This is a genomic window from Mucilaginibacter pallidiroseus, from assembly GCF_007846085.1.
Taxonomy (GTDB): Bacteria; Bacteroidota; Bacteroidia; order Sphingobacteriales; family Sphingobacteriaceae; genus Mucilaginibacter; species Mucilaginibacter pallidiroseus.
The window spans coordinates 311923-334665 of the sequence record NZ_VOEJ01000002.1 but is presented as its reverse complement, the minus strand read 5'-3'; the positions used below and the strand labels follow the sequence as shown (position 1 = coordinate 334665).

At 42.3% G+C, this 22743-nt stretch carries 18 protein-coding genes and 1 tRNA gene; 16 read left to right on the top strand and 3 right to left on the bottom strand.

Features of this window, described 5'->3' with window-relative positions; genetic code table 11:
• The first annotated feature begins 50 nt into the window (after positions 1-50).
• From FPZ43_RS05975 to FPZ43_RS05940, 8 genes are all read left to right on the top strand, one after another.
• Complete coding sequence (locus tag FPZ43_RS05975) at positions 51-1286, top strand: sigma-54 interaction domain-containing protein (RefSeq protein ID WP_146380944.1); 1236 nt, start codon at positions 51-53, stop codon at positions 1284-1286.
• 7 nt (positions 1287-1293) lie between these two features.
• Positions 1294-1818: an LptE family protein gene (locus tag FPZ43_RS05970; RefSeq protein ID WP_146380943.1), complete on the top strand. Its 525-nt coding sequence runs from the start codon at positions 1294-1296 to the stop codon at positions 1816-1818.
• A gap of 24 nt (positions 1819-1842) precedes the next feature.
• Complete coding sequence (locus FPZ43_RS05965) at positions 1843-3459, top strand: hypothetical protein (RefSeq protein ID WP_146380942.1); 1617 nt, start codon at positions 1843-1845, stop codon at positions 3457-3459.
• A 12-nt stretch (positions 3460-3471) separates the two neighbouring features.
• Complete coding sequence (gene secG, locus FPZ43_RS05960; RefSeq protein WP_146380941.1) at positions 3472-3819, top strand: preprotein translocase subunit SecG; 348 nt, start codon at positions 3472-3474, stop codon at positions 3817-3819.
• A 238-nt stretch (positions 3820-4057) separates the two neighbouring features.
• A complete protein-coding gene (locus tag FPZ43_RS05955) occupies positions 4058-4345 on the top strand; it encodes a co-chaperone GroES (protein WP_146380940.1) in 288 nt (95 codons plus the stop codon).
• Between the two features lie 74 nt (positions 4346-4419).
• The gene (gene groL / locus FPZ43_RS05950; protein ID WP_146380939.1) at positions 4420-6057 is read left to right on the top strand and encodes a chaperonin GroEL; all 1638 of its coding nucleotides are present in this window, start codon (positions 4420-4422) and stop codon (positions 6055-6057) included.
• A gap of 346 nt (positions 6058-6403) precedes the next feature.
• Positions 6404-7192 carry a mechanosensitive ion channel family protein gene (locus FPZ43_RS05945; protein WP_146380938.1) on the top strand — a complete coding sequence of 263 codons (789 nt, stop codon included), beginning with the start codon at positions 6404-6406 and terminating at the stop codon, positions 7190-7192.
• Between the two features lie 91 nt (positions 7193-7283).
• Positions 7284-8711, top strand: a complete 1428-nt coding sequence (locus FPZ43_RS05940) for an L-serine ammonia-lyase (protein WP_146380937.1) — start codon at positions 7284-7286, stop codon at positions 8709-8711.
• Between the two features lie 103 nt (positions 8712-8814).
• Here the strand turns inward: FPZ43_RS05940 and FPZ43_RS05935 are convergent, their stop codons facing one another.
• On the bottom strand, positions 8815-9777 hold the full coding sequence (locus tag FPZ43_RS05935) for an isopenicillin N synthase family dioxygenase (protein ID WP_146380936.1): 963 nt from the start codon (positions 9775-9777) through the stop codon (positions 8815-8817).
• 178 nt (positions 9778-9955) lie between these two features.
• Here FPZ43_RS05935 and FPZ43_RS05930 point away from each other — a divergent pair, with 178 nt between their 5' ends.
• Positions 9956-11905: a DUF6600 domain-containing protein gene (locus FPZ43_RS05930; protein ID WP_146380935.1), complete on the top strand. Its 1950-nt coding sequence runs from the start codon at positions 9956-9958 to the stop codon at positions 11903-11905.
• A 70-nt stretch (positions 11906-11975) separates the two neighbouring features.
• Here the strand turns inward: FPZ43_RS05930 and FPZ43_RS05925 are convergent, their stop codons facing one another.
• Both FPZ43_RS05925 and FPZ43_RS05920 read right to left on the bottom strand, forming a co-directional pair.
• Positions 11976-12815 (bottom strand): ferritin-like domain-containing protein, encoded by an 840-nt coding sequence (locus FPZ43_RS05925; RefSeq protein ID WP_146380934.1) that lies wholly within the window; start codon positions 12813-12815, stop codon positions 11976-11978.
• 22 nt (positions 12816-12837) lie between these two features.
• Positions 12838-13509, bottom strand: a complete 672-nt coding sequence (locus FPZ43_RS05920; RefSeq protein ID WP_146380933.1) for a ferritin-like domain-containing protein — start codon at positions 13507-13509, stop codon at positions 12838-12840.
• Between the two features lie 427 nt (positions 13510-13936).
• Here FPZ43_RS05920 and FPZ43_RS05915 point away from each other — a divergent pair, with 427 nt between their 5' ends.
• From FPZ43_RS05915 to FPZ43_RS05885, 7 genes are all read left to right on the top strand, one after another.
• Positions 13937-14248, top strand: coding sequence for a hypothetical protein (locus FPZ43_RS05915; RefSeq protein WP_146380932.1), 312 nt, complete (start codon positions 13937-13939; stop codon positions 14246-14248).
• Between the two features lie 142 nt (positions 14249-14390).
• Positions 14391-14468 (top strand) — tRNA-Val (locus tag FPZ43_RS05910).
• Positions 14469-14866: 398 nt separating this feature from the next.
• On the top strand, positions 14867-15586 hold the full coding sequence (locus tag FPZ43_RS05905; protein WP_146380931.1) for a hypothetical protein: 720 nt from the start codon (positions 14867-14869) through the stop codon (positions 15584-15586).
• Positions 15587-15674: 88 nt separating this feature from the next.
• Positions 15675-17255, top strand: a complete 1581-nt coding sequence (locus FPZ43_RS05900; RefSeq protein WP_146380930.1) for a type I restriction-modification system subunit M — start codon at positions 15675-15677, stop codon at positions 17253-17255.
• Entirely contained in the window at positions 17252-18517 is a 1266-nt protein-coding gene (locus FPZ43_RS05895; RefSeq protein ID WP_146380929.1) for a restriction endonuclease subunit S, read from the top strand. The genes FPZ43_RS05900 and FPZ43_RS05895 overlap by 4 nt, the downstream gene beginning before the upstream one ends.
• Positions 18514-21690 (top strand): type I restriction endonuclease subunit R, encoded by a 3177-nt coding sequence (locus FPZ43_RS05890; protein ID WP_146380928.1) that lies wholly within the window; start codon positions 18514-18516, stop codon positions 21688-21690. The genes FPZ43_RS05895 and FPZ43_RS05890 overlap by 4 nt, the downstream gene beginning before the upstream one ends.
• Positions 21683-22375: a M48 family metallopeptidase gene (locus FPZ43_RS05885; RefSeq protein ID WP_146380927.1), complete on the top strand. Its 693-nt coding sequence runs from the start codon at positions 21683-21685 to the stop codon at positions 22373-22375. The genes FPZ43_RS05890 and FPZ43_RS05885 overlap by 8 nt, the downstream gene beginning before the upstream one ends.
• Positions 22376-22743 lie beyond the last annotated feature (368 nt).

Genomic DNA, 22743 nt, shown 5'->3' with positions numbered 1-22743 from the left:
AATGTTCATCTGCACACCTGCACATCTTCATATCTGCACATCTAACCAACATGGATATACAAGAAATAAAACAACGCTTCGGTATTATTGGCAACTCGGCGTTGCTTAACCGGGCTATAAATATTGCCAACCAGGTTGCGCCTACAGATATATCTGTACTGATAACCGGTGAAAGTGGTAGCGGTAAAGAGGTGTTCTCGCAAATCATCCACCAGATGAGTCCACGTAAGCATGGGCCATTTATTGCCGTGAACTGTGGAGCTATCCCCGAGGGAACCATCGATTCGGAACTTTTTGGTCACGAGAAGGGTGCTTACACTGGTGCCGTTGGCGAACGTAAAGGTTATTTTGAAACTGTTAACGGCGGTACCATCTTTTTAGATGAGATTGCCGAAATGCCCCTTGGCACACAGGCGCGGTTGCTCCGGGTGTTGGAATCTGGCCAGTATATTAGGGTTGGGTCATCAAAGGTTGAGAAAACCAATGTGCGCGTTATTGCTGCTACAAACGTTGACGTGTACGATGCCGTAAAAGCAGGCAAGTTTCGGGAGGACTTATATTACCGGTTAAACACGGTGCCTTTGCGCATACCGCCACTACGGGACCGCAAAGAAGATATCTTTTTATTGTTCCGAAAGTTTACTTCAGATTTTACCGATAAGTACCGCACGCCGCCTATACAGTTAGATGACGATGCGCAGCAGGTGTTAACAAATTACACCTGGCCGGGTAACGTGCGCCAGCTAAAAAACATGGCCGAGCAATTAGCCGTGCTCGAGCGCGACCGTGTGATAACAGCAGCCACCTTGCTTACATACATACCGCATGAAGCAGGGAGAAGTAATTTGCCAATGCGCCTGGATAATCAGCCTAAAGAAGATATTTCGGAACGGGATATTCTTTACAAAGTGTTGTTTGACATGAAGCGTGATATGATAGAGCTAAAGAAACTGGTGGCCGATATCATTGAACATGGTGGAGTAAGCCCGGCATATCAAAATCATCAAACACTTAACCAGCTATACCGCGATATTGAACTGCCGGTAAATGATACCGAGGCGCAATTTACCTTGCAACAACCCGTTAATAACAACAAATCTGCCGATGCCTATAACATAACGCACGATGCAGAAGAGGTGGAAGAATCATTATCGCTGGTAGATAAGGAATCTGACCTGATACGCAAGGCGCTTAAAAAGCATAAAGGCAAGCGCAAGCTGGCGGCTAATGAGTTGGGCATATCCGAGCGTACTTTATACCGCAAAATAAAAGAGTTAGACTTATAAGTATAAAATGACAAGACGGTTAATTTTAAATATTGTGCTTTTGGGCACGGTATTAATGTTGTTTAACTCATGCTCATATAAACTATCATTAAACGGTTCATCTATCCCGCAGGGAATGAAAACCATTGATATTGGTTTTTTTGAAAATAATGCCCCTTTAGTAGTGCCAACCTTGAGCCAGACATTTACCGAGGCATTAAAAAACCGTATCCGTACGCAAACCAGCCTTAGTATTACAAGGGGCGAGGCAGACGGCTCAATGACTGGCTCAATCACCGGTTACAGCATAGTGCCGGTATCTGTACAGGCAGGTGCTGGTAACGTTGCACCTATAGCGGGGTTAAGCCGTTTAACCATAACGGTTAATGTAAAATATGTTTACGATGCCGATAAAAAGCTTAGTTTTGAAGAGTCGTTCACAAAGTCAAAAGACTTTACCGGCGATATTTCATCACAGGAACAAGCTTTAATTCCGGATATTGTTAGACAATTAACAGACGATATTTTTAACAGGGCCTTTGCCAATTGGTAAGCAATTCATAGTTTTATAACCAGAGTGGATCAATATTTAGATAACAGGCATAAAGAGATATTTTGGAAGTTGCTGTCGAACCCGGCAGACAATGGCCAGGCGTATCTTAGCACCTTGCAAAGGTTGGTAAATGAAAATTCGCAAAGCGGCATTTTACAGGTAATGTATGCCCGCGCAGCCGGAAGCCCAAACTACCAGGCTGCTGCCGCTTATTTTAACCCACAAACTTTATTTAAGCTGGTAAACAATCCTAACGGCCTTGCCGAAGTGGATGCAGCTAAAATTATAACCCGCAAAAATGCTAACAGCGGTGTTGTGGCAGAAAACACTGTAGTTGCAGAACCATTGGCCGAAGCGCTGCCCGGAGTAACAGCCGAGCCCAGCGAGTTTAACTTTGAACCGCAGACAGAAGAGCAGCAGGTGATGCTGCAGGTAGACGATGCGCCTTTATTGCCGGCTGAGCAGTTTAAGGAGGACGAACAGGTAGAAGAAAGCCAGACTGAAGAAGATCACCGAGAGGAAAATCAACCTGAAGAAATCCAAACAAACCATAACCCAACTTATACTGTACCTGCAGAAGAATCGGATAGTGTAAGCGACCAGCCCGAAACCATTGTTGTGCCTGCAGAAACCGAAACAGAGGAAGATAAAGCCGAAGAAGTATTGGTTGAAAACTGGTTTGCCATTGACGAATTACCCGAGGAAGAAGAAGGAATTGGCAGCGATTCTGATACTCCTATAGAGGAATACCAATGGCATGATATTGACGAGGAAGTTTACGACGAGATAGTTGGTATTGATGAGATAGGTATAGTTGAACCTACACCTGCTGCAATAGCGGCGCAGCCAGAGCAAACGCCGGAGATTGAAACGGTAACGCCTGATGAGCCTGCAGCGCCGAAAAATGATGTGCTAAATGACGCTGAAACCCGTAAGGAAGAAGAGAAGCTGATTATTGGCGGTATTGTGGGTGGCGACTACCTTGCCTTTGACAAAAGGATAGATGAGTTGCGTAGCCAGCCCGGGCCAGCGGCAGATAGCGAAGTAGTGCAGGCGCAGCCTGTTGCAGAGGTTGCCGTTGCTGCCGAAAAGCAGGACGTATCGAAATACGACGACGACAAAATGCCTTACAGCTTTATGTGGTGGCTCGATAAAACGCGTAAAGAGCATGCGAGTGCATCGCAGCCGTATGCAGCTAACCCCGCATTTCAGCAGCCGGTACAAAATGTCGAGCAAACACAGGCCAAACCTGTTCAGCGCGGCGTATCAGATAATTTGCAGCATCAGTATTACGAAAATATTTTCAGTACAACATCAGTAAATAATATTGAGGCCGAGCCCGATGCAGCCAAGATCGAGTTTGACCATAATAAAAAAGAGGACGTGATTATTGAGCGGTTTATCACAACCGACCCACAAATACGCCCGCCTGCTGCAGATAAGCTGGATACCGAAAATAAAGCCAAAAAGAGCTCGGAAGATCAGGATGTAATGGTGACAGAAACGCTGGCCCGTATATATGCCGACCAGATGCTATATCATAAAGCCATAGCCACTTATAAAAAATTGCAGTTGAAATTCCCGGAAAAAAAGCTTTACTTTGCAGCCCAGATTGAACAGTTAGAAAAGAAAACCAATTGATTTTATAAAGAAATGTATTTAGTAATATTAATAGTAACGATTATTGCTTGCGTGCTTTTAGGTCTTATCGTGCTTATTCAAAACCCTAAAGGCGGTGGCTTATCGTCAAACTTCTCGGGCTCATCGCAATTAATGGGTGTGCAAAAAACCGGCGATTTCCTTGAAAAAGGTACCTGGGTTTTAGCAATAACCATTATGGTTTTAGCCCTTGTTATGAATGTTACTGTAAAAGGCGGCCAGCAACAAAGCGGCGACCCTGCATTAATGGAGCAAATTAAAAAAGCTTCTAAACCTTCAGCAACTGCACCTGCAGCAGCTCCGCTTAGCGTACCTGCACCGGCGGCTGCTCCAAAAAAATAGTCACAAAGTATTTTTATATAAAAAGGCTTCGGATATATAATACCCGAAGCCTTTTTTGTTAATGTTAAACCGATACTGACAGGCTGACATTTGTAATGTTAAGTATATATTTGCCCGCCGTTAAACTGTGACAATACAACAGTGAACATGCCAAAAGTAGCCGTAAAAGCCGCTTGGCATAATTGATGTGAACACACTAACCGAAAACTTAAAATTATAAATTCAAAATAGCATTACTATGTCAATTAACATTAAACCTATTGCTGGTACAGCCAATAGAGTAATTGTAGAAGCTGCAGCTGCTGAAACTCAAACTGCTTCAGGTATCTATATCCCTGAAACGGCTAAAGAAAAACCTCAAAAAGGTACCGTTATATCTGTTTCTGAGCAAGATGGCGAAGGTAAAGCTCCTTCTGTAAAAGCCGGAGACGTTGTTTTATACGGTAAATTTGCCGGTACAGAGATTAACTATGAAGGTAAAGAATACCTTATAATGCGCGAATCTGACATTTACGCAGTATTGTAATTGTTAAAGTTGGTTTATGGCCAACGTGCAAAACTGTTAAACGTTAAAATCAAAAATCGAAACTTAAAAAGATAATGGCAAAACAAGTTAAATATAATGTTGAAGCACGCGATACTTTAAAACGCGGTGTGGATATCCTGGCAAACGCTGTAAAAGTTACTTTGGGCCCTAAAGGTCGTCACGTAATCATCGACAAAAAATTCGGCTCACCTTCAGTTACCAAAGATGGTGTAACTGTAGCAAAAGAGATTGAATTGAAAGACCCTATCGAAAACATGGGCGCGCAAATGGTTAAAGAAGTTGCATCAAAAACTGCTGATATTGCAGGTGATGGTACTACTACTGCTACCGTTTTAGCACAGGCTATTGTTACTGCAGGTATTAAAAACGTAGCCGCCGGTGCAAACCCAATGGATTTGAAACGCGGTATTGATAAAGCAGTTGCCGAGGTTGTTAAAAACCTTAAGTCGCAGTCGCAAACTGTTGGCGAAGACAACAATAAAATTAAACAGGTAGGCTCTATCTCTGCAAATAACGATGAAGTTATCGGCGCGCTGATTGCTGAAGCAATGCAGAAAGTTGGTACACAAGGCGTTATTACTGTTGAAGAAGCAAAAGGTACCGAAACCGAAGTTAAAACTGTAGAAGGTATGCAGTTTGACCGTGGTTACCTTTCTCCGTACTTTGTAACCAATTCAGAGAAAATGGAAGCAGAGTTGGAAAACCCATACATCCTGATCTACGACAAGAAGATTTCTTCAATGAAAGAAATTCTTCCTATCCTGGAAAAACAAGTACAAACAGGCAAACCGTTATTGATTATTGCTGAAGACCTTGATGGCGAAGCATTGGCTACTTTAGTAGTTAACAAAATCCGTGGTTCACTGAAAGTTGCTGCTGTTAAAGCTCCTGGCTTTGGCGACCGCAGAAAAGCAATGTTAGAAGATATTGCTGTGTTAACAGGTGGTACTGTAATTTCTGAAGAAAGAGGTTACAAACTTGAAAGCGCTGACCTTTCAATGTTAGGCCAGGCAGAGCGTATCACTATCGATAAAGATAACACTACTGTTGTAAACGGTGCAGGCGAAGCTGAATTGATCAAAGCCCGTGTTGGCGAGATCCGTGCACAGATAGAAACCACTACATCTGATTACGACAAAGAAAAATTACAAGAGCGTTTAGCTAAATTATCTGGCGGTGTTGCTGTACTTTATATTGGTGCTGCATCTGAAGTTGAGATGAAAGAGAAAAAAGATCGTGTTGACGATGCTTTGCACGCTACACGTGCTGCAGTTGAAGAAGGTATCGTAGCTGGTGGTGGCGTTGCCTTCATCCGTGCGGTTGCTTCATTAACAGATCTTAAAGGTGCTAACGATGACGAGAATACTGGTATCCAGATCATCCGTCGTGCTATTGAAGAGCCACTTCGTCAAATTTGCGAAAACGCAGGTATTGAAGGTTCAATCATCGTGCAAAAAGTTAAAGAAGGCACTGCCGACTTTGGTTACAATGCACGTACCGATAAATTTGAAAACTTAATCGGTGCTGGTGTTATCGACCCAACTAAAGTAAGCCGTGTAGCTTTAGAGCATGCTGCCTCAATCGCTTCTATGTTGTTAACAACAGAGTGCGTATTGGCAGACGAGCCTGAAGATGAAAAAGGTGCCGGTATGCCTCCAATGGGCGGCGGCGGTATGGGCGGCATGATGTAATATCAATCGCCGGTATCCTACAAGATATCGCACTACAAAGTAAAGCCCTGTATGTTTTTTCATACAGGGCTTTATTGTTTTAAAAGCATTTAAAGTGGATATTTAACCTTGGGTGCCCTACTTTATAATGTAAATGTTAAGTGAGTGTAGCGTTTTTGCTGTTTTGTAACGTATTGATATAAAAAGCAATATTAGGCATAGCATTTGCCTAATGCCGATTATGAAACGCTTGGTAAACAATAAACATAAACAGATAAAGAGCAGGATAGTGGAGTGGGTGCTGTTTAAAGGCCCAGAGCTGTTCGTTACTTTATATAGCTAATAAATTTATACTTTTGGCTCCTGTATGGAGCTTAAGGAATTCTACGCTACTTTTCATTCTTGGCTGGTAAACAAGGGGCCAAAATACGCCTTCGGGATCATATTATTTTTTGTTGGGTTATGGTTTATAAAGCTGCTCAGGTCGCGCTTGGTAAAGCGTATGGCGCAGCGCCAGGTACACTCATCGTTACAGCCATTCTTTTTAAGCCTTAGCATTACTGCACTTTACGTATTGCTGATAATATCCGTGATGAATATTATCGGGTTCGAGCTCACCATTTTTACCACCATTATTGGGGCGTTTAGTGTGGCTGCTGGTTTGGCACTATCTGGCACGTTTCAAAACTTTGCAGGCGGTGTACTTATTTTGCTTTTAAAACCTTTCGAGCTTGATGATAATATAATTGCCCAAGGGCAGGATGGCAGGGTAACATCTATCCAAATCTTTTATACTGTACTATTAACTGTTGATAACAAAACGGTTATTATACCCAACGGTAAGTTGTTTAACGAGGTAATTGTTAACGTTACCCGCCAGGGGCGACGCCGGCTGGATTTTGAAATAAAAGTGGCCTACGCAAATGACCTGGAAAAAGTTAAAACGATAGTGCAAAACGCTGTAAAGGCAACGCCAAACGTGCTAACGGAGCCAAGTTCGCGCGTAGGGGTTACTTCTATGGAAGTAGATTCGGTGCGCATTACCGTGAATGTTTGGGTAGAACCTGCCAATTTCCTTACCGCTAAAATAGCGCTGATGGAAAAGATCTTTAAGGATTTTTCGGCAAATGGCGTTAATTTTCCTAAAGCCGGATAGCGCAAATAAGTACCGTAAATTTTAACGCCGTTAAACTATTAACAGCATATTTGTTGTTATAATATTAATACCTGTACAACTACCGCCGCCTATGCAACGAGAGCAAATTTCTGTATTCGACATGTTTAAGATAGGCATTGGCCCATCAAGTTCGCATACGCTTGGGCCCTGGCGTGCTGCGCAGCAATTTGTTGAACTACTGCGCGAGCGTGATGTGTTTGGCATGGTGGTGCAAATTAAAGTGTTGCTTTACGGCTCGTTAGCCAAAACAGGCAAAGGCCACGGTACCGATATAGCCATTTTGCTTGGCCTGAGTGGCGATGACCCAGTAACTTTTGAGGTTGACAAGATTGATAGCAAGATCGCTGAAATTACAAATACCCATAGATTAACATTGGGTGGCGAAAAGCAAATAAGTTTTTATGTAGATGAAGACATGCTGTTTTTATTTACAGAGAGCTTGCCTTATCACCCTAATGCCGTAACCTTCCAGGCGTTTTTGAGTAACGAGACAGCCGTGTCAGAAACCTATTATTCTATTGGGGGCGGCTTTGTTGTAAAGGAAGGCGGACCTGCCCAGCACCGCGCTGAAGTTGATTTGCCCTTCCCGATAGATACCGCTAACGAGTTATTGCACTGGTGTCGTAAAACAGGCCTTAAAATATCTGAAGTAGTTCTTGAGAATGAACTGGCCTGGCGCAGCGAAGCCAAAACACGCCAGGGTGTACTCAATATTTTTAAGGTGATGGAGGAGTGCATTTACCGTGGTTGCCATACTAAAGGGAACTTGCCGGGAGGCCTCAACGTTGCCCGCCGTGCATCTGCTCTTAACAAACGCCTTATGGGCGCGCGTACTTATAACAATTACGCTGAGTGGGTATATGCAATGCGCCAAACGGGCAACAGCTTCCAAAACATATTGGATTGGGTTAGTTGCTTTGCGCTGGCCGTAAATGAGGAGAACGCATCATTTGGCCGTGTGGTAACTGCACCAACAAATGGGGCGGCTGGCGTTATTCCGGCTGTACTGCAATATTTTATAAGTTTTTGCGACGGATTTGATGAACAGCGTATTATCCAATTTTTATTTACCGCATCGGAGATTGGAAGCATATTTAAAAAGGGTGCAACCATATCAGCAGCAATGGGCGGTTGCCAGGCTGAAATTGGCGTGTCATCGGCTATGGCTGCTGCTGCGCTTACAGAAGTTCTTGGCGGTAGCCAGCGCCAGGTTTTAATGGCTGCCGAGATAGCAATGGAGCACCACCTTGGCATGACCTGCGACCCTATTGGCGGCCTTGTACAGGTGCCTTGTATAGAACGTAATACCATGGGCGCCATTAAGGCGATTACTGCCAGCCAGCTGGCTTTGCAAAGCAACCCCGACAAAGCTAAAGTAAGCCTTGATGCAGTTGTTAAAACCATGTGGCAAACCGCGCTCGATATGAACTCCAAATACAAGGAAACCTCAGACGGTGGCCTGGCTATAAACATCCCGATCAGCTTGCCTGAGTGTTAATTAAATGGGCAGCCGTTGTTATATCTTTGGCGCGACGTTACGGCAGAGTTGGCTTCATAGATTGTAGTACAAGAAAAAAGCCGGCTTATAGCCGGCTTCCTCATTATTTCTTTAACCCTATTTCTCTCAGTCGCTCGTCGAGGTATTCGCCGGCGGTAGTATCGGTATAAAGTTTAGGATGCTCGGCATCAATGGTTGATGGCAGGCTGGTAAGATCCATGGTTGATTTGGGGTGTAGGAAGAACGGCACCGAAAAGCGCGAATTTTTCATTTCCTCACGTGGCGGGTTTACCACACGGTGCGTTGTTGATTTTAATTTGTTGTTTGTTAAACGCTGCAGCATATCCCCAACGTTTACAACCAAATCTTCGCCATAGGCTTTTACCGGGAACCACGTATTATCGCGGGTAAGCAACTCAAGGCCATCGGCGCTGGCACCAATAAGTAAAGTTATCAGGTTAATATCTTCATGTGCGCCTGCACGTACGGCATCATCTGGTAATGCATCCGGGTCTGTTATCGGGAAGTAATGCAACGTGCGCAATATGGAGTTGCCGTTCTCTACCTTATCGTCAAAATATTGCTCATCAAGCCCAAGGTAAACAGCAATGGCGCGCAGTAAGTGTTTACCTGCTGCTTCCAGTTTCTTGTATACCTCAAGCGTAACGGCGTTAAATTGCGGTTGCTCATCTACAACCACATTGTCCGGGTATAACTCCTTTTCCGGAGCGCCGTCAGGCACGGTTTGGCCTATCTGCCAAAACTCCTTCAAATCCGGCACTTTAAAGCCTTTTGCAGTCTCTTTGTTTTTGCCGGTATAACCACGCTGACCTGCAAGGCCGGGTATTTCGTATTTTTGCTTTACATCTTCGGGTAGAGAAAATAATGCCTTTACCTGTGTGTATAAGTCGTCTATAAGTTGTTTGCTTAAGCCGTGATTTGTTATAGTAACAAAACCGGTTTCGTTAAATGCCTTGCCAATAGCGTCAGAAAATGCTTTACGCTCTTCGGCACTACCATTTACATAAGTGTTAAGATCAAGGCGGGGAATGTTTACTGTACTCATAATATCAGGTTGAAATAACAATCAAAATTATTTAAAAAACAGGTAGATACATCAACAACGGTCAAAAAATAAATTATGTTGCCGCAGCTGAATATAAATAGTTTTTAAAGCAATAATTGTTTAAACGTTTTAAAGCTTTTATTGTCAATAAGGTATAACCTAACAAACCAACCCTGTAATGAGATTAGTAGACAAAATATTGGGCATGTTTATATTAGCTTTAGTATTAAGCTCATGCTCTGCGATGCAATATACAGCCCGCGATGACGGCGGCTACCAGGATGGACAATATGTGTCTGACCAGGAATTTTACGACCAATTATCGCCCTACGGCACCTGGGTTGATGACCCACGTTATGGTACCGTTTGGGTGCCTGATGTTGACGGCGGTTTTAGACCATATGCTACCAACGGGCATTGGGTAATGACCGACTATGGCAATACCTGGGTATCTGACTACCCATGGGGCTGGGCAGCCTTCCACTACGGCCGCTGGAATTTTGACGATTACTACGGGTGGGAATGGATACCTGGTAACGAATGGGCGCCTGCATGGGTAAGCTGGAGAGGTGGCGATGAGTATTATGGATGGGCACCTTTAACTCCCGGCTTGAGCTTTGATGTATCATACGGTAGCAACTATTACATACCCGATAATTACTGGGTATTTGCGCCGCAAGCATATGTAACCAGTGTAAAGGTGTATAACTATCGTGTACCATACAACCGGGTGCGTAATATAATACCGCGTACCAGCTATATACGAAACGTTAATACTTATAATAATCACCGCTATTATGTTGGCCCGCGCCGCGATGAATTGCAGCGCTTTACCCGCCAGCCAATCAATGTATATAACATTCGCAACGTTAACCGCCCAACCGGTGGCCGCATTGAAAATAATGTGGTAAATATTTACCGCCCGGATATAAGGCGCAACAACAACGCACGCCCTGCCCGTGTGGTAGACGGTGCAGCTTATCAACGCCAAAACCCGGGTCAGCGTATTAATGATAGCCGCAACGGCGGGTATAACCGTGCAAATGCGAGCCGACTGGCACAAATAGCGCGCGATAACAACCCGGATAACGGTGTTGTAAGAGTGAATAACAATCAGCGCCCGGCTGCGGGCGGCAGGCCAAACTATCCGGGTAACCGCCCCGATGCACAAAGGCCGGGTGGTTTTTACGATAATAACAGGCAAAATGGCCAAGCTGTTAACAATAATAACCAGCAGCAACAAGCCGATCAGCAGCGCCAGCAGCAAATATTGCAACAGCAGCAACAGCGCGATCAGCAAATGCAGCAACGCAGGCAAGCACGCCAGGAAGCTACTGGGCAAACCCAACAAATGCGCAACCGCCAGCAATTTGGCCAGCAAATGACTGATGAGCAACGCCAGCAAATGCAACAGCAGCGCGACCAGATGCGCCAGCAAAGGCAGCAAAACGGCCAGCAGATGACCGATGAACAACGCCAGCAAATGCAGCAGCAGCGCGACCAGATGCGCCAGCAACGTGAGCAGCAAAGGCAACAACAAGATCAGCAGCGTCAACAGCAAAATCAGCAGGCAACCGATCAGCAACGCCAGCAAATGCAGCAACAGCGCGAACAGCAAAGGCAACAGATGGAACAACAGCGCCAGCAACAGCAGCAGCAGCGTGACCAGCAACGCCAACAGGTGGAACAGCAACGTCAGCAGCAGCAAAATCAGCAGGTGGCAGATCAGCAACGTCAGCAAATGCAGCAACAACGCGAGCAGCAAAGGCAACAAATGGAGCAACAGCGCCAGCAACAACAGCAGCAGCGCGATCAGCAACGCCAGCAGATGGAGCAACAACGCGAGCAGCAAAGGCAACAAATGGAGCAGCAACGTCAGCAGCAACAACAGCAAAGGCAGCAGGCTGATCAACAACGTCAGCAGCAGCAAGAGCAGCAACGTCAGCAGCAACAACAGCAAAGGCAGCAGGCTGATCAACAACGTCAGCAGCAGCAAGAGCAGCAACGTCAGCAGCAAGAACAACAGCGCCAGCAAATGCAGCAACAGCGAGAACAACAGCGCCAGCAGCAGGAGCAGCAACGCCAACAACAAGATCAGCAAAGGCAAGGCCGCCCCGGCAGGCCTTAACCAGATAAGGTCATAAAAAAAAGCGGCCCGAATATGCAGGCCGCTTTTTTTATTGTTAAACTACTGTTGGTTATTTTTTAACTAAGAATGTACCAACAAGCAGGGCAACTACCTGGTCATAGCTTAGCGGCTCATCAAATGATGCGCTAACAGTACCAATTGCACCTGCGCCAGCTAAGTTAATACCTAAGTGGGTAGTGTTTTCTTCTCCTGCGTAATTGCCATCAACACCGGCTACACCGGTATCGTTACCTTTACCAGCCGAGCTCACAATCCAAGGCTTAACGGTTGTAGCGCCAAGGTCATGACGTAACTGGCGGATAGCAGCCGCGTGGCGAGCCTCAACCGCGTGAATTGATAATGCAGCAGTTAATACTGTTTGGTTACCTTTCAAAGCACCTGCCTGGCCTTTATAAGCACGTACGCCTGTATCTTCAAACGCTTGCGCTACGGTAAGGAAGGTAGCATAATCTGTAAGTGCTGATGCATAAGGGCCTGTACCGCTACCGTTACCACCTGACAAGTCGATAGCTGGTTTTGATATAGCAGTGCCACCTAGTTGTGCAATTACTGTTTGTAAAAATTTAACGTGGTTATTTTCGTCACGTGTTATGTAAGCAATGTAGCTTGCGTTTGCAGCAGGGATCACATTTTTGGCAGTACCCTGGTTGTAATATTCGGCTTCAAGATACTCCAAGGTTAAAGCGAAGTTTAAAACCTCTACAACGTTTGCCGGTGCAGCACCGTACGCTTTCTTGAATAAACTACCTAAAGCAAAAGGCATAGCAGCAAGCGCTACTTTCGAGCCAAAGCTAGTTATGTTTTTTATAGCGGCACGGCGTGGGTTTAAACGCTCGTGTATCTCCGGGTCGATTTTTTCAATCTGGTCAACTATTTCAAATAAATTCATGGCGATGTTGATTTAATGGTAATTAAAATGAGTTTGCTGTGATCTTAGTACTTAAGTAACTATTTGCAGCAGATAATACTTCAGCTACGCTGATGGTTTTGTTTAATCCATTTGCATCAACCTGGTCATCGGCAACAAAGCTACCTGATGATAAAAGATTTGAAATAGTTGCCGCATGGCGTGCTTCTACCGAAACAATTTTGCCTGCTACTAACAGATAGTTAACATCCTGGATAAGATAACCTACGCTGTTGTAAGCTCTTACACCCAAATCTTCAAAAGTTTTAGCAGCGGTAAGCACTGCTTTACGGTCGCCAAATGTGATAGAAGAAAAATCTGGCGTTAATGATTTGATTGCGCTTGTGCCTAAAGCTGTTTTAAAGAAATCGCGGTGAATAACTTCGTGGTCGCGAATGTCAGTAAAGTAAGAAAGCTCAACTGATGACATGCCGCTGTAAGGAGTGGCTACCACCTGTATGTAAAATGCAGCTTCCAATTGCTCAAGTGCATAAGCCAAATTGAGAATGCCGATATCTCCTGAGCCTACATCTGTACCGCCGCCAACTGCGCGGTCTTTTTTACATGAGGCAGCTCCTAAAACGGCTACTGTTGCAGCGCTTGCGCCGGCGTAACGCAAAAACGACCTTCTGGCCATATTTGCTCCGCCTGTAATTACGTTTGATTCTGTTTTCATAAAATTGATAGGTGTTATAGTAATCAACTATTTAATAATATGATAAACGTATTACAGAATGAATTAGATTTAAATTATTTGACTTAAAGTAGAGCAAATTGGAGTGTAACGAAAATTGGACTGTTGCGCATAAAAAAGGCCGAAAGACTCTCGCAGTATTCCGGCCCTACATCTACCTATGAAAAACACCCTTTGGGAGGGGTATTGATACTAATACAATTGCTGTGCCTATTTAGAAACCGACATTTTTATACTCAAAATGGGTGCTACGCTTTAAATGGGAAATTTTTCTGTGGAAATAGCTGCTCAACATGGGTATAAATAATCTTTCTCAGTTTTTCGTTACGCGATTTATAGCAGATATTTTTAAATAGTTATGATATATAAGCTTTTGTAAACTAAATACCATAAGCAATGTTAAACTGATATGGAGCATAACGTTTATTTATTGGCAACAGATCCGGGCGACCCATGCCGGGATGTTATCCATTCAAGAGATACAGGTTTAAAGGTGCGTGTGTATTGTTTGAGCGAAGAACGTTTTAGCGCCGATGAAAATGAAATTCAGCTTTACGGCTATGCGCACAACAAACTTTACGCGTTTGAAACTATAAATATTTCGGCAGATGATGCCCTTGACGTTGTAGGCGCTATACAATGGTATGCCGAGTACATTGAGTACCCGGAGATGGAAATATTGCCTGAAGACCCGCGCCCGGGGCATAACATAGCTATGTGATAAAAAATAATTAACTGAACATCTGCAACTTAAAAGATAGCTGTAATTTTTTTTGAAAATATTTTTTGAAGAAATAAAATCAAACTCTATATTTGCAGTCCCAAAACAAACGAGATATTTCGCTTTGAAAAGGGAAACAAAAGGGAGTTTAGCTCAGCTGGTTCAGAGCATCTGCCTTACAAGCAGAGGGTCACTGGTTCGAACCCAGTAACTCCCACCATTTAAAGCCTCTTAGAGATAATCTGAGAGGCTTTTTTTTGCTCTCAACTTTCATCCTCTATCAATGTGTTTGCAAATTGCTTGCAAATGCTTGCAAATTTTGCAAGCAACCAAACTTATTAATGATTTGATTAATTACCTACAATGTACTAAAAATTACCGGGATTAGCAAGGCAAACTTAAAGTTTACCTTACTCCCCCCGGCATGGGGGGTACAGGGGAGTATCCCCCTTAACCCCCCACCGGCATCCCACCCTACCCGACGGCGACATACTCCGACAATCGTAGCAATTTTTTTGAGTTAAAATAAAAGGCCTTTTTAAAACACGACCCTTCTTTTAAAACGACGGAGTTTTTCAAAAATATTTTTTTGAATTTTTTTTCAATATTTTAGGAAGCATGGAATCTAAATCTTATTTGGCGGTTTTTATTGCTGAGGTTGACGACCTATTGATTAAAGATGTCGGTGATGACCCCTGTTTTGCAAACCCACCTACGTGGGGCATTTGCAGGCCGCCGACACGCCGTATGTTAAAAGTTGGCGATACCATGTTCTTTTTAGGTAAGCGCAATAATGTCTATATTTTAAAAGGCTGGTTTGAGGTGGGCGAAAAAATTGACTACATATCTGCCCTGTCCCGATTTCCAAAGCGAGCAAACGTCATTATAGGTAATCAACATCGAAACAAAGCAAATCAATCTTGGCGACATATTTTTGCACCAGAGAATACTAACGAGCTTCGGTTCTTAAAGGAAATTGACGTTAAGGAAGGAGTGTACTATCAAAGCCAAACAGACGAACATCAATTAGATAACTGGAAGTGCAGACGAATATTCCATTGCAATAAAAATCAGTTTACTAATTGCCTAAGCAATCTCTACTGCCAAAAATCAGGTGTATCAATCAAAGAAAAAACCTATAGTAACTATGTGGTAGCGAACCCTGAAAAGTGGGACGATGTAGCTTATTTGAATATTGACCTTAGCGAAATGTCAGCTGCAATCGGATTTAATAAACCAGTGAGAACGCCTTACAATCAACATAACGTTTTGCATTTTGATGAGTATAAAACTTCACTGCTTGAATATATTGAGAAACGAAAGCAGAATCACTGTTGAAGAGGGTGCAAAAAATACACCTTAAAATCATTTTAAAAAATTAGATTAGCTTTGCCGCTTTTTTAACCGGAAGATACTAAATTTTACAATGGCTCAACTTACACTTGATAAACTGGAATCGTGGCTTTGGGATTCTGCCAACATACTGAGGGGCAGTATTGATAGCTCTGATTTTAAGAACTACATATTTGGTTTACTATTCCTTAAACGAGCTAATGATGTTTTTGAAGAAGAGGTAACGAGCTTCATAGAGCGTGACGGTTTAAGCCGGGAAGATGCAGAAGACGAACCATTTTTAAAGCTGCCAACCGAAGCCCGGTGGCATTCGCTGAAAAAAGTAACGGAGAATATTGGTGTAGCTTTAGACAAAGCATTTGCGGCGATAGAGCGTGAAAACACAAAGTATCTGGAAGGGGTGCTAACTACTACCAAGTTTGGTGATAAGGACAGGTTAAGCGACGAAGTACTGCAAAGGTTACTGCGCCACTTCAACCAGCATTCATTAGCTAATAAGGATTTATACACCCCGGACATCTTAGGGGATGCTTACGAATACCTGATTAAGCAATTTGCTGACGATGCAGGTAAAAAAGGGGGCGAGTTCTATTCACCACAGGGCGTGGTAAAAACAATTGTACAGTTAATTAAGCCACAGCCTAAGCACAAAATATATGACCCTACATTTGGTAGCGGTGGTATGCTCATTGAATCTGCAAAGTATGTGGCGCAGTTACCGGGTGGTAAGGTTAATAACAACATTAACGTGTCGCTCTACGGACAAGAAAAAAATGTTGGTACATGGGCTATCGGCAAGATGAACATGATACTACACAATTTTGTTGAAGCCGACCTTCGTAAAGGTGACACCCTAACCAGCCCGCAGCATTTAGAAAACGATAGTCTAATGCTGTTTGACCGTGTTATTGCCAACCCACCATTCTCTCAGGATGCTTGGTGGGGATTGATAGAGGCTAACCGGGAAGTACAGTTAGATAAGAGTGGCAAAGAAAAGAAGTCTACCCCAAATTATACCAAAGAAGTGGTTGATAAGCATGGCCGTTTTCATTATGGTATCCCACCACGTGGTTACGCCGACTTAGCATTTTTACAACACATGATTGCCTCATTAAAACAAGATGGTAAGGCCGGGGTGGTGTTACCGCATGGTACACTATTTAGAAGTGGTGCGGAAGGCTCAATCCGGGAAAAACTTTTGAAAGAAGACCTGATAGAAGGCATTGTTGGTTTACCTCCCGCATTATTTTATAATACCAGTATCCCCGCCTCGGTTTGGATTATCAATAAAAGCAAGCCGGAGCATTTAAAAGGCAGGGTTATTATAATTGATGCGAGTAAGAAGTACAAGGAAGGCAGTAACCAGAACGAGTTGACAGATGGCAATGTTAAGGCTATCCTAATTGCCTATAACCACTTCGCCCTTCAAGAATCAATTGCTGAACCGGTGCCGGAAAGTTTTGCAAGGCTTGTGCCGGAACCCGAGATTACCGGTAATGACTACAACCTTAACATTAGTAGATATATCGACATGCACCTTGATAAGGAGCAAATTGATTTAGTAGCGGTGAAGTTAAAATTATTAGAATTAGAATCCCAAGAGGACGCTATCGATTTAAAACTTACAAGGTTGTTGAATGAGTTAGGAATATGAATAACAATCTTAAAATCACCGGAATAAGTTCTATTCCTTATAATTGGAATATCCTCCCCATTAAAGAAATCTTGATTAAAGCCCAATTAGGTGGCAATTATGAAAATGGCGAATCTGAAAGAGGACTACCTCTTATTAAGATGGGTAATATTGGCAGAGGTAAAATTAACGTCAATAAAATTGAATATATTCCAGAAGACCTTACTTACTCCAACGAGTATTTGTTGAATTACGGTGATTTGCTATTAAATACCAGAAATACATTGGATTTGGTGGGAAAGGTGTCCATTTGGCGCAATGAATTGGCTAAAGCGTTATTCAATTCAAATCTGTTAAGATTAACTTTTGACCGAAATTTCGTTGCGTGTAACGAGTTTATGAATTATGTTTTTAACTCGGAATATGGTGTGAAGCAGTTACGTAGTTTTGCGACAGGTACGACAAGCGTTGCTGCAATTTATAGCCGGGACTTGCTAAATTTTAAGGTAATTCTTCCGTCGATTATCGAGCAACAAAAGATAGCAGAAATCCTGTCCACCGTAGATGATAAAATAAATATTATCACCTGCCAAGTAGCTGAAAACGAGAATCTTAAACAAGGCCTAATGCAACAATTACTTACCAAGGGCATTGGGCATACTCATTTTAAAAGTTCTGAGTTGGGTGAAATACCTGAAAGTTGGGAAGTTGTTAAGCAAGGCACAGTTGCTAGATTTTTTAACGGGCGGGCTTACAAATTATCGGAATGGGAAGAGTCGGGGATTCCAGTTATTAGACTGCAAAACTTAACAGGTTCAGGTAAGGATTACTATTATTCAAATTTGTCGCTCCCTGAACATCAATACTGTTTTAATGGAGACTTACTATATATGTGGTCAGCGACCTTCGGAGCGGTTTGGTGGAAAGGCGGTAAAGCAATTTATCATTATCATATTTGGAAAATTGAAGTGAATGGCGAGCAATTAGATAAAACATATCTTTATTATCTATTAACTGATGTGACTGCAAGGATGAAGAATCAATCACATGGTTCAACTATGTTACACGTTACTAAAACGGGCATGGAAAACCTTAAAATTAAACTTCCTCCGCTTAGTGAACAGCTCAAAATATGTGAACTTTTAACTGCTATTGATAGAAAATTGGAATTACTACAAGAAAAGAAAATACTATATACGCAATTAAAAAGCGGTTTGATGCAACAACTTCTTACCGGTAAAATCAGAGCAAATACTTACCAACCTGAAAGCGCAGTAGCATGAACCAGTCCCCGGAATATACTTTTAGCGAGCTACCAGCTATTAAACTGTTCCAGCAGCTCGGCTATCAGTATTGGGATGGCAGCGGTACAGATGAACGCACCGGCATTACCGAAATAGTCCTAAAAGACCGGCTACTAAAATCTATCAAACGCCTTAACCCTTGGATAGACGATGACAACCTGAATAAGGCCTATGATAAGATTACCGATGTTCAGGGTACATCTCTTATAGAAATAAACCAGAACTTTTGGGAGCTATCAAAAAGTGCCAGATTTTCAGTTAAGCAAATTGTAAGAGGTAAAGAGGAGTTTATCCCAGTTAAATATATTGAATACGATACAGAGCGAATTGATGATAACGACTTCTTAATAGTCAACCAGTTAAAGTTTCATGGAACCGCCCGACATTCGGTACCGGATTTGGTGGTGTATGTTAATGGCCTCCCGGTGGGGGTTATCGAATGCAAGTCGCCAACCTCCCATAATGCTTTTGAGAATGCCTACAGCGACTTGGATTTTTACCAGCGCAACTCTGAAAAACTGTTTTACTACAACCAGATATGCGCAGCTATTTGGGAGGTCGGCGGGAAGTATGGCGCAATTAAGTCACCAGCCGCCTTTTATTCAGTGTATCGCCTGAAACCCTATGAAGAGGTTGCCGGTATAACCACTGAGCAGGATAAATTAATATACAATCTGTTTCAAAAGCAGAGGTTGCTGGACATCATTCGGCACTTCGTAATTTTTGAAGTGGACGAAGGTAGGATAATTAAAAAACTACCACGTTACCAGCAAATCAGGGCTACTAATAACACCATACAGAAATTACAAGGAGGGCAAGGGGGCGTAGTCTGGCACACCCAAGGCAGCGGTAAGTCTATCACTATGGCTTACGTTACCCGTAAACTACAGGCACCGGAATACGGCTTTGACAACCCGACGGTAATAGTTATGACCGACCGTAAGGATTTAGATGTACAGATAACCGGGACGTTCAGGAATGTTGGTCTAAAGAACGTTAGGCAAGCAACTTCTGTAAGGAATCTGGATAGATTATTAAGAAATGACTACGGCGGTATCATTACCACAACCATACAAAAGTTTCAGGAGGTTGATAAAGATGCCACCGACACACCTGACCAGACAGAAGCCGAAGAAGAGCGACAAAGGGTTGAAAAGCATATCAAAAACAATGTGCTTTTCAAAATTACCAAGGTGGCTAAAGATGGCCGCTGGGAAGAAGTTGAACGGGAAGAAGTAATACTTGAAGAGTTATCCAGCAAAAAGAATCTATATGTGTTAGTAGACGAAGCGCACCGCTCTCAATACGGCTTTTTAGCCTCGTTTATGCGCTCTGTGCTGCCCTATGCTAAGTTTGTAGCGTTCACCGGCACACCAATATCAAAAGAAGATAAAAGTACGTTAGGCGAGTTCTATGGAGGTGATTATTTAGATGTTTACACTATCAAAGAGTCGGTTTCTGACGGTGCAACAGTTGAGTTATTATACGATGAAGGCATAGCTAAACTGGACATTAAAAAAGAGGAACTTGATGCTGAATTTAACGAAAAGTTCGGGCACGAATCAGAGGAAAAACAGGAGCTCTTGAAAAACAAAGGTCTCAAAACTTATCAGTTCTCAACCAGCCGGGTCAACGAGATAAGCAAGCATGTTATAAACCATTTCCGGGATAAAATTTACTTCAATGGCAACAAGGCTATATTGGTTTGCGATGGCCGGTTTGGTGCAATACGATATAAGCAAGCTTTTGAGGATTTGAAGGCCGAGGGTTACCATGACTTTGATACTAAAGTGGTAGTTAGCATTGGTTCACCTAAAACCGACGAGATAGCAGAAGAGTATTATAAAACTATAGACTGGAATAAAAACCACCCCAACGATTTGAAGCCTATTTGGGTAGTTGCGCCAGAAGATATTAATGCCGTAACCGAAGACTATAAACTACCTTTTGGTGATGTTTCAGAGGTAGAGAAGTCAGGTAAAAAGAAGTTTGATAACACTGCTATCCTTATTGTTTCAGACATGCTTTTAACAGGTTATGATGCACCGATAGCATCATGCCTATACTTAGATAAGCCGCTGAAAGAACACAACCTACTACAAGCGATAGCACGTGTAAACCGTAGCCGCAAAGGTAAACAGGCGGGTTACATTGTAGATTATTACGGCATATCAGCCTTTCTTATTCAGGCTTTGGAAATCTTCTCTGGCGACCTGCGCCCGGATGATATTTTAAAGAATATCAACGAAGAATACCCTAAGCTGGAATTGAACCACACAAAACTGGTGGACTTTTTTAGACCGCTCAAAGCCGACAGGCATTTAAACCGGGATAAATACATTGATGAGGCCATGCGATTTATTGAGCCGGTGGATAAGCGAGATAACTTTAAAGAATTATTAAAGCACTTTAACAAATCGGTAGCCATCGTATTACCTGACGTTAAGTCTATGAAGTTTTTTGATGACTTTAAGCTTTACAACGAAATTAAACTCCGGGCACGAAATGCTTATCCCGATGACGAAGAGTTGAAAGTAACCAAAGATGAAAGCCAGATGTTGCAAACTTTGATAGATGCACATTTGCAGTCAGAGGGGATTGAGAGCTTGTTAAACCAGCCAATATCTATTATTGACAAGGATAAATTTAAGGAAGAAATAATGAACGCATCCCCGGCTACCAAAGAGCTAAAGATGCATAACAACCTGATTCACGTAATTAAGGTTGGTTTAGATAAAAATCCTGATTTCTATAAACCACTTGCCGAACGGCTGGAAGCATTATTGAAGGAGCGGGAAGATGACCGGATAACGCAAATCAACTTATTAAAGGCGTTTGCTGACATACAGGATGCAATAGTTAACGAGCACCGGGAAGGTGCAGCTAAAGGATTTGTTACCGAGCGGCAGATAGCAGTGTACAACACCATGAAAACTATTTATGGAGAACTGAATGCGGAAGCCGCTACCAATTCGTTATTTGACATGATAGATGGCGAGCTTGGTATAGTTGGTTGGGAAGGTAAAGGATTGGTATTGCACGAAATGGAGAAAAAGATAATTTCCATCCTGATAGACAAAGTGGATAGACCTACGGCGAAGGTTAAGAGTAAAGAATTAGTTGAGGTTTTAAAGCGAAATAAGGATGCCTAAAGTTACGTATGGTAATGGCGTGATTGATTATACTATCCTTGAAAAGGATGGCCTTAAATCGCATTATATCGTGGTTGAGAAGAGTGCTGGTGTAATCCTTAAAGGTAAATCTGTGCCATTGTACAAAGCTGACCAATTGATACTAAAAAAAGCACGTTGGATTTTAAGTAAACTAAATCTTGTAAAAAGGACTGATGAAGAAGAAATCGTTACCGGGTCAAGGATAATGTACTTAGGCCGAAGGTACTACACAGAAATAGTTTTTGATAATAGTGTTACCGATGCAAACATAGAATTTAATCATTCTCAATTCAAGTTTACTGTAAATCCTTTTGTTGATATACAAGCAGTAATAAAAGTTTCGTTACAGAATTTTTACAGGGCTAAAGCCGTTGAGAAGATTACACCACGGATAAAAAAATGGTCTAAAACCACTGGTTTACCTTATAATGAACTAAAGTTTTTAAAACTTACCAAACGTTGGGGTAGCTGTACAGATACTAACAACATTATCATTAACATTGATACCGTAAAACTCCCTTTCTCATTGATAGATTATGTATTAGTACATGAATTGGTACATACTAAAATCAAAAATCATTCTAAAGAGTATTGGGCAGAAGTATCCAAGCATATTGGTAATTGGAAAGAACTTGATGAAAAAATTTTTAGTTTCCACATATAATTTAAAAGCCGAGCAGGCATTAGTCTGCTGCACAAAACGTTCTGCTTCGCAAGTTGAGAATATACCTTCCTACGTATTAAGCTTCGCTATTTAGAAGGAAAAATTGTATTGGCTTCTATCCAATAATAAAGAATTAGCTCTGTCCCATTTTTTTAAATAAACAATTTCAATTTTTTATCAATTGTTATAAGTTTATAATGTTAGGTAGAATTATACTAATAACTCAAAGAATATAAGGCCCTCATATAGTACTTAATATTAAGTGGCAAATTATATCAATAATACAAAGAACATAACCTCCTCATATAATACTTAATATTAATTATTATTTCTATTACTATTTACTGTAAACTATATATGTGATGGTT

What these genes read in the sequence shown, in the direction of transcription:
- FPZ43_RS05975 (WP_146380944.1), top strand. Translation starts at nt 51, where the DNA reads ATGGATATACAAGAAATAAAACAACGCTTCGGTATTATTGGCAACTCG.
- FPZ43_RS05970 (WP_146380943.1), top strand. Translation starts at nt 1,294, where the DNA reads ATGACAAGACGGTTAATTTTAAATATTGTGCTTTTGGGCACGGTATTA.
- secG (WP_146380941.1), top strand. Translation starts at nt 3,472, where the DNA reads ATGTATTTAGTAATATTAATAGTAACGATTATTGCTTGCGTGCTTTTA.
- FPZ43_RS05955 (WP_146380940.1), top strand. Translation starts at nt 4,058, where the DNA reads ATGTCAATTAACATTAAACCTATTGCTGGTACAGCCAATAGAGTAATT.
- groL (WP_146380939.1), top strand. Translation starts at nt 4,420, where the DNA reads ATGGCAAAACAAGTTAAATATAATGTTGAAGCACGCGATACTTTAAAA.
- FPZ43_RS05945 (WP_146380938.1), top strand. Translation starts at nt 6,404, where the DNA reads ATGGAGCTTAAGGAATTCTACGCTACTTTTCATTCTTGGCTGGTAAAC.
- FPZ43_RS05940 (WP_146380937.1), top strand. Translation starts at nt 7,284, where the DNA reads ATGCAACGAGAGCAAATTTCTGTATTCGACATGTTTAAGATAGGCATT.
- FPZ43_RS05935 (WP_146380936.1), bottom strand. Translation starts at nt 9,777, where the DNA reads ATGAGTACAGTAAACATTCCCCGCCTTGATCTTAACACTTATGTAAAT.
- FPZ43_RS05930 (WP_146380935.1), top strand. Translation starts at nt 9,956, where the DNA reads ATGAGATTAGTAGACAAAATATTGGGCATGTTTATATTAGCTTTAGTA.
- FPZ43_RS05925 (WP_146380934.1), bottom strand. Translation starts at nt 12,815, where the DNA reads ATGAATTTATTTGAAATAGTTGACCAGATTGAAAAAATCGACCCGGAG.
- FPZ43_RS05920 (WP_146380933.1), bottom strand. Translation starts at nt 13,509, where the DNA reads ATGAAAACAGAATCAAACGTAATTACAGGCGGAGCAAATATGGCCAGA.
- FPZ43_RS05915 (WP_146380932.1), top strand. Translation starts at nt 13,937, where the DNA reads ATGGAGCATAACGTTTATTTATTGGCAACAGATCCGGGCGACCCATGC.
- FPZ43_RS05905 (WP_146380931.1), top strand. Translation starts at nt 14,867, where the DNA reads ATGGAATCTAAATCTTATTTGGCGGTTTTTATTGCTGAGGTTGACGAC.
- FPZ43_RS05900 (WP_146380930.1), top strand. Translation starts at nt 15,675, where the DNA reads ATGGCTCAACTTACACTTGATAAACTGGAATCGTGGCTTTGGGATTCT.
- FPZ43_RS05895 (WP_146380929.1), top strand. Translation starts at nt 17,252, where the DNA reads ATGAATAACAATCTTAAAATCACCGGAATAAGTTCTATTCCTTATAAT.
- FPZ43_RS05890 (WP_146380928.1), top strand. Translation starts at nt 18,514, where the DNA reads ATGAACCAGTCCCCGGAATATACTTTTAGCGAGCTACCAGCTATTAAA.
- FPZ43_RS05885 (WP_146380927.1), top strand. Translation starts at nt 21,683, where the DNA reads ATGCCTAAAGTTACGTATGGTAATGGCGTGATTGATTATACTATCCTT.